The organism is Alkalibacterium iburiense (assembly GCF_039521845.1).
Taxonomy (GTDB): Bacteria; Bacillota; Bacilli; order Lactobacillales; family Carnobacteriaceae_A; genus Alkalibacterium; species Alkalibacterium iburiense.
The window spans coordinates 11,854-18,739 of sequence record NZ_BAAACW010000014.1; the positions used below are offsets into that span (position 1 = coordinate 11,854).

6 protein-coding genes are annotated in these 6,886 nt (G+C 36.1%); all 6 read left to right on the forward strand.

Translation table 11 applies throughout. The annotated features are described in order from the left end of the window. Positions 1-1,459 (forward strand): beta-galactosidase (locus tag ABDZ53_RS00630; protein WP_343752937.1); only part of this gene is annotated, 1,459 nt, incomplete at its 5' end. Positions 1,460-1,581: 122 nt separating this feature from the next. Next, on the forward strand, positions 1,582-3,081 hold the full coding sequence (gene arfA / locus ABDZ53_RS00635; protein ID WP_343752940.1) for an arabinosylfuranosidase ArfA: 1,500 nt from the start codon (positions 1,582-1,584) through the stop codon (positions 3,079-3,081). 37 nt (positions 3,082-3,118) lie between these two features. Then, the gene (locus tag ABDZ53_RS00640) at positions 3,119-4,078 is read left to right on the forward strand and encodes a glycoside hydrolase family 43 protein (RefSeq protein WP_343752941.1); all 960 of its coding nucleotides are present in this window, start codon (positions 3,119-3,121) and stop codon (positions 4,076-4,078) included. A gap of 153 nt (positions 4,079-4,231) precedes the next feature. Continuing rightward, complete coding sequence (locus tag ABDZ53_RS00645; protein WP_343752943.1) at positions 4,232-5,677, forward strand: alpha-N-arabinofuranosidase; 1,446 nt, start codon at positions 4,232-4,234, stop codon at positions 5,675-5,677. A gap of 5 nt (positions 5,678-5,682) precedes the next feature. After that, positions 5,683-5,925, forward strand: coding sequence for a DUF6171 family protein (locus tag ABDZ53_RS00650; RefSeq protein WP_343752945.1), 243 nt, complete (start codon positions 5,683-5,685; stop codon positions 5,923-5,925). 510 nt (positions 5,926-6,435) lie between these two features. Continuing rightward, positions 6,436-6,843: a substrate-binding domain-containing protein gene (locus ABDZ53_RS00655; RefSeq protein ID WP_425541661.1), complete on the forward strand. Its 408-nt coding sequence runs from the start codon at positions 6,436-6,438 to the stop codon at positions 6,841-6,843. Positions 6,844-6,886 lie beyond the last annotated feature (43 nt).

Here is a 6,886-nt window from a genome sequence, read left to right on the forward strand (position 1 = left end):
TTTTGATGTTCCTTTTTATACAGCCACGGCTTGGGGTGGAGCTGTAGTAGTGGATGAAGAAATGCTCCCGGTATTCGGAGGCTATGTTGATGCGCCATGGAGTAATAGCTTAGAGGAATTACCAGCTAGTGAAAACTTTTTATTTTCACCTGTATATGATGATCCTTTAATTGCTAGTGATTTTAAAAAGGAAGAACTGAAAATTGAAGCGTTCAACTTCAATATTGAACAGTATCCTTATTTAACAGGTGAACTGGGTGGAGGACTTCAAGTGACCAAATTACGCAGACCTGTTGTATCTTCTAAAGACACCGAGGTACAGGCTTTAGTGAAACTAGGGTCGGGCGCAAACCTGTTGGGTTATTATATGTATCACGGAGGTACGAACCCAGATGGAAAATTATCTACCCTTCAAGAGTCCACAAAAACAGGTTCTCATACAGATGTACCGATAAAATCCTATGATTTTCAAGCCCCTTTAGGAGAGTTCGGCATGATCAATGCTAGTTACCGTTCCTTACGAAAGCTGCACTTTTTCGTGAATCAGTTTCAAGAGGTTCTAGCTAGGTCGCAAGTGCATTTTCCAGATAACACAATTACCGACCCTGAAGACACAACACATTTACGCTACAGTGTCCGTTATGATAAAGAAAGTCAAAGTGGCTTTGTCTTTGTTAATAATTATCAACGACTAAGACAAATGACCGAGAAAGAAGTGGCATTTGAAGTTAAGTTAGATGAGCGAACAGTTACATTTCCTTTATTAAAGTTAAAAGATGGTGATACGGCTATCTTACCATTCAATATAAAAATGAACGGGTATCTTTTAGTGAGTAGCAATGCATCTCTACTTGGAATAATAAATAAGTATTGGGTATTTTATCATCCAAACCCCAATGAAGCAGACATTCATTTTAAAGGAAAAAGACCAAAGACCATTATCTTAAGTGAAAAAGAAGCCAATCATTCGATTTTTTATAATGATTGTTTGTACATTTCTGGAGCGGATCTTTGGATAGAAGAGAAGCATTTAATGGTCTCTTCAACTAATACAGAAGTTAGCCTCGTCGAGAAATTGACTCGTACAAGTAAAACAATTACTTTTGAGAAGAATAAATCTGAAGTAACGTATCAAGATTTTTCAAATGACAACAGTCATACCAGATATAAAGTAAATGTTGCCTATAGTCATTCAAAAGATTCTTCTGATGTATTATTAAAAATCGACTTTATAGGGGATCGAGCGGAATTATATGATGATAAAGGAAAGCTGCTGGCTGACTGGTTTACAACTGGAAAAGACTGGACTATTTCTTTAAAAACCTTTGATTACCCTGAAACTTTAGAGCTTAAGGTCTATCCATCAAGTAAAGATACTTACTATGAAAGACCAAATGAACCGGGCTGCGGTGTAAATGACATAAGGACAACGCCTTTATATATGAAGAAAGTAAATTAAATAGCTCAATTGAACAAGCGTTTTACAAAACTATATTTAAGTTTTTGTGAAAACGCTTGTTAGTTATTTAGAGTAATGGTATATTATTTTTAAAGGTACGTACAAATTAAGGAGGATTTACAATGAGAGCAAATGTAAAAGTTAATAAGGATCGATTGGTTTCTGAAATAGATGATCGGATATATGGTTCTTTTATTGAGCATCTTGGAAGAGCTGTCTATGAAGGGATATATGAGCCGGATCATCCAACGGCAAATGAACTAGGTTTTAGAGAAGATGTGATAGAAGCTGTTAGTGAGTTGAACGTACCACTTGTGCGTTATCCTGGAGGGAACTTTGTTTCCGGGTATAAATGGGAAGATGGGATTGGACCGAGAGAAAATCGTCCGAAACGTTTAGACTTAGCTTGGCGATCAGTAGAAACAAATGAAGTGGGACTTCATGAATTTGTTGACTGGGCCAAACAAGCTAATACCGAAGTAAATATGGCAGTAAATTTGGGAACTAGAGGGGTAGAAGCTGCTTGTAACTTACTAGAGTACTCAAATCACCCAGGCGGTACATATTGGAGCGACCTGCGTAAGGAAAATGGAGCTGAAGAACCATTTAATATTCAAACATGGTGTCTTGGAAACGAAATGGATGGACCTTGGCAAATCGGTGCAAAGACGGCAGATGAATATGGAAGATTGGCTCAAGAAACAGCCAAAGCTATGAAATTGGTCGATGATTCCATTGAATTGGTTTTATGTGGGAGTTCTTCAAATAAAATGCCGACCTTTGGAGAATGGGAATACACTGTTTTAGATCATGCGTACGACCACATTGATTATCTTTCACTTCACTTGTATTGGGAGAATTTTGAAAATGATTTACCTAACTATTTGGCAAAATCTATGCAGATGGATAGCTTTATAAAAGATGTGGCTGCTATTTGTGATGCTGTAAAAGCTAAAAAAGGTTCGGATAAAACAATCAATCTTTCCTTTGATGAATGGAATGTTTGGTACCATTCAAAAGAAGCTGATTCAAAACGTGAACCATGGGATATTGCGCCTCCATTATTAGAGGATATTTATAATTTTGAAGACGCTTTATTAGTAGGTTGCGGATTAATTACATTACTTAACAATTCTGACCGAGTCAAAATAGCTTGTTTAGCTCAATTAGTTAATGTTATTGCTCCTATTATGACAGTGAAAGATGGCGAAGTGTGGAGACAACCCACTTTTTATCCCTTCATGCAAGCGTCAAACTATGGACGAGGTCATGTATTAGACTTGCAACTTGAGAGCCCGACTTATGATACAAAAGAATTTAAAAATGTTCCTTATTTAGAAAGTACTGCAATCGTTAACGAGGAGAAAAACGAAGTCGTTATCTTTGCAGTGAACCGATCCGAAAACGAAACTTTATCTATTGACGTTGATTTAGAAGGTTTCGGCGACTTAACCATTATTGAATCCACTGAATTAGCTGATTATGATATTAAATTGACTTTAGATAAAGACCATGAAGCTATGGAAATTAAAGATAACCATTCTTTCCAATCAGAAGGGACAAATGTAAAAGGTGATTTCAAACCGCTTTCTTGGAACATGGTTAGATTACAGTATAAATAAAATTCAGTTTCAAACATATTGAAGGGAGTTAGTCAACTTGAGTGATAAGTATCAGTATAATAATCCAATAGTGTTAGAAAGAGCTGACCCTTGGGCTTATAAACACACAGATGGGTACTATTATTTCACTGGTTCTGTACCAGGGTATCAAGAAATAGAACTTAGAAGAGCTAAAACTTTAAATGATTTAGAAAATGCTGAAAAGGTAACTGTATGGCAGGCTCATTCTGAAGGAGAGATGAGCAGGCTGATATGGGCGCCGGAGCTTCACTTTATTGAAGGAAACTGGTATATATACTTCGCTGCAGCGTCATCTAATCAGCCTAAAGAACACGAGAATCAGCACCGAATGTATGCCCTTGAGTGTAAAGATGCAAATCCATTAACAGGTACATGGGAAGAAAAAGGTCAAGTGAAAACGCATATTAATAGTTTTTCATTGGATGCGACCACCTTTGAACACAATGGAACACTGTATTATGTTTGGGCTCAAAAAGACCCTGCTATACCCGGAAATTCAAACTTATATATATCCGAAATGGAAAACCCATGGACATTAAAAGGGCATGCGACCTTATTAAGTATTCCTGAGTATGACTGGGAAGTGATTGGTTATTTAGTCAACGAAGGAGCAGCTGTTATAAAACGCAACGGAAAAATCTTTATCACCTATTCAGCAAGCGCTACGGATGAAAACTACGCAATGGGCCTATTGTGGGCTGACGAAAACAGTGATTTGTTGGATGGGTACTCTTGGAGTAAAGCAAAAGATCCTGTCTTTTCTTCTTCAGAGGAAAATAGCCTTTACGGTCCTGGACACAATTCTTTTACAGTTTCTGAAGACGGAGAACATGATGTATTAATTTATCATGCCAGACCAGAAAAAAACAAAGAAGGGAACCCTTTAAACAATCCTAACAGACATGCGAATGCTCAAATATTTACGTGGACTGAAGAGGGCTTTCCAGATTTTGGTATTCCTGGGTCTCCAAGTTAATGGATTTAAAATAAGGGAAAAACCTTTATTGGAACTGAATTCATGTTTTTTAAGAAAGAAAATCAATCTGATATGAACGAATCTAAAAAAGATATTAAGAAAAAAGATTTTAGGATTAAACCTTATATCTATGACTTTAAAGGAGCTATCACAATGACAATACGAGTACTAACAAATAAAGAAGGACCACAGATCAGTAAGCATATTTACGGACAGTTTGCTGAACATTTAGGGCGTTGTATTTATGAAGGTGTTTGGGTAGGTGAAGATTCGGATATACCAAACAATAAGGGCATTCGACTTGACGTTGTCGAAGCATTAAAACAAATTAACGTCCCTGTTATCAGATGGCCGGGCGGATGTTTTGCTGATGAATATCACTGGAAAGATGGAATAGGGCCAAAAGAAGATAGAAAGACTATTGTCAATACACACTGGGGTGGAGTAACTGAAAACAATCATTTTGGCACGCATGAATATTTTCATTTATTAGAGCTAGTAGGTGCTGATGCTTACGTTAACGGAAACGTAGGAAGTGGAACCGTTCAAGAAATGCAGGAATGGGTTGAATATATCACCTTTGAAGGGGAATCACCTATGGCTAACTGGCGTAAAGAAAACGGCAGTGAAAAAGCTTGGGAGATGAAATTCTTCGGTGTAGGAAATGAAAGCTGGGGTTGCGGTGGAAATATGCGTCCTGAATACTACGCAGATTTGTACCGACGTTATCGAACATATGTCAGAAATTATACGGACAAACCTGTCTACAAAATTGCCTGTGGTCCCAATGTTGATGACTATAACTGGATGGAACAAGTGATGAAAATAGCAGCTCCTTATATGGATGGTATCAGCTTGCATCATTATTCTTTAGTAGATGGTTGGACAAATAAACGACCAGCAACCAACTTCCCTGAAAAAGAATGGTTCTCTTTAATTGATAGTGCTAAAAAAATGGATGAGCTGATAACTAAACACTCAACTATTATGGATAAATATGACCCAGATAAAAGAGTAGGTCTCATTGTAGACGAATGGGGATCCTGGTTCTCTGTAGAAAACGGAACCAATCCTGGTTTTTTATATCAGCAAAATACTATCAGAGATGCAATGGTCGCTAGTCTCACTTTAAATATTTTCCATAGACATGCAAATCGTGTAAAAATGGCAAATATTGCACAAATGGTTAACGTGTTACAGGCTATGCTTCTGACAGAAGGAGATAAGATGATTAAAACACCTACTTATCATGTGTTTGATCTCTACAAACACCATCAGGATGCTGAATTGATTGATACGTATGGTGAAGCAAAAACAAATACTGACTTTACTGTTTCCAAAAAAGATGGACAGGTAGCTGTATCAGTAGTCAACTATAATATTGATGGAACAGAAGAGATGGAATTTGATTTATCAGATTTTGACATTAGTGATTCTGAAGCTTGGATAGTAGCTGGAGACAAAATGGATGCACATAATACGTTTGAAAACTCAGAAGTAGTGGCAAAAACTGAATTTAAAGACTTTTCAGTTGAAAATAACAAGTTAACTGTTACTCTCCCAGCAATGAGTGTAGCAACAATTCTGTTAAAAGGGTAAGCTGAATGTCAGAGTGTAAAAGCTGTAGCAGACTGCAAGAATTAGCTAATTTAAACGAACTAGAATTAATTGAAGAACAGCTTAGCTTGGAATTTGATTTAGTCAGTGAAGTTGTTAAAGAAAAACGATTAAATGTTTGCCTGTCTTGTCCATTCTTAAAAGGACAAACATGCAGCAAATGTGGGTGCTATGCTTTATTTCGGACGAGTTTGGCCAATAAGAAGTGTCCCATCAATAAATGGGACTAAAGTAAACAGGAGTGAAATATAAATTTCACTCCTGTTTACTATGTGCATTAGAGAAGATTTTAGTTGTATGGTAGGAACAGGACAGTATTAAGTGAATACAAGTATTTAAAAACATACTAGTAAATTTAAAGAAAAACTTTATGAAAACGCTTGTATTATATTTAGCACAATGGTATATTATGTTTAAAGGTACGTACGTATAAAGAAATAGAAATATAAACACATAAAAGGATTACTTGTTTTAAGAGGTTTAATTGCTTATTTAAATATTTATATGAATTTCCGTCATTCAATAATTAGAATTAAGACGGCTGTCAGTCAAATTATTTGATAGTTGAACGTACCAGTTGTGCTTAATTTTACAGACATTCATTTTGACTATACAGTTCCAATCACCTATTGGTATTAAGAAGTATTAAAAAGGCATGAAAGGTACATATAGAATAATAAAGGAGGGTAGATCTATTTTAGTTTTATATATTAAAAAATAAAATATGGAGGTTTATCATTATGAAATTGTTCTTTATTATTTTTGCTACTATTGTCTTAGCAGCGTGTGGAAATGGCGGTGGAGCTGATGGAGAGGCTATTGAAAATCCAACAATAGGAATATCAATGCCCACACAAAGTTCTGAGAGATGGATTGAAGATGGTAATAATATGGTTGCGTTATTAGAAGAGCGCGGATATGAAACGGACCTACAGTACGCTGAAAATGTTGTAGAAAATCAACTTTCACAAATAGAAAATATGATTTCAAGAGGCGTAGATATTTTAATTATTGCTTCAGTAGACGGAGAAGCACTTACTGATGTTTTGGATCAGGCAGAAAATATGGACATACCAGTTATAGCTTACGATCGTTTAATCATGAATCATGATCATGTTAGTTACTCAAGTTTTGCAGTTAAAAAATAGCCTTTGACCCTTGGTGTCATTGACTTGGTACCGATTATTATGC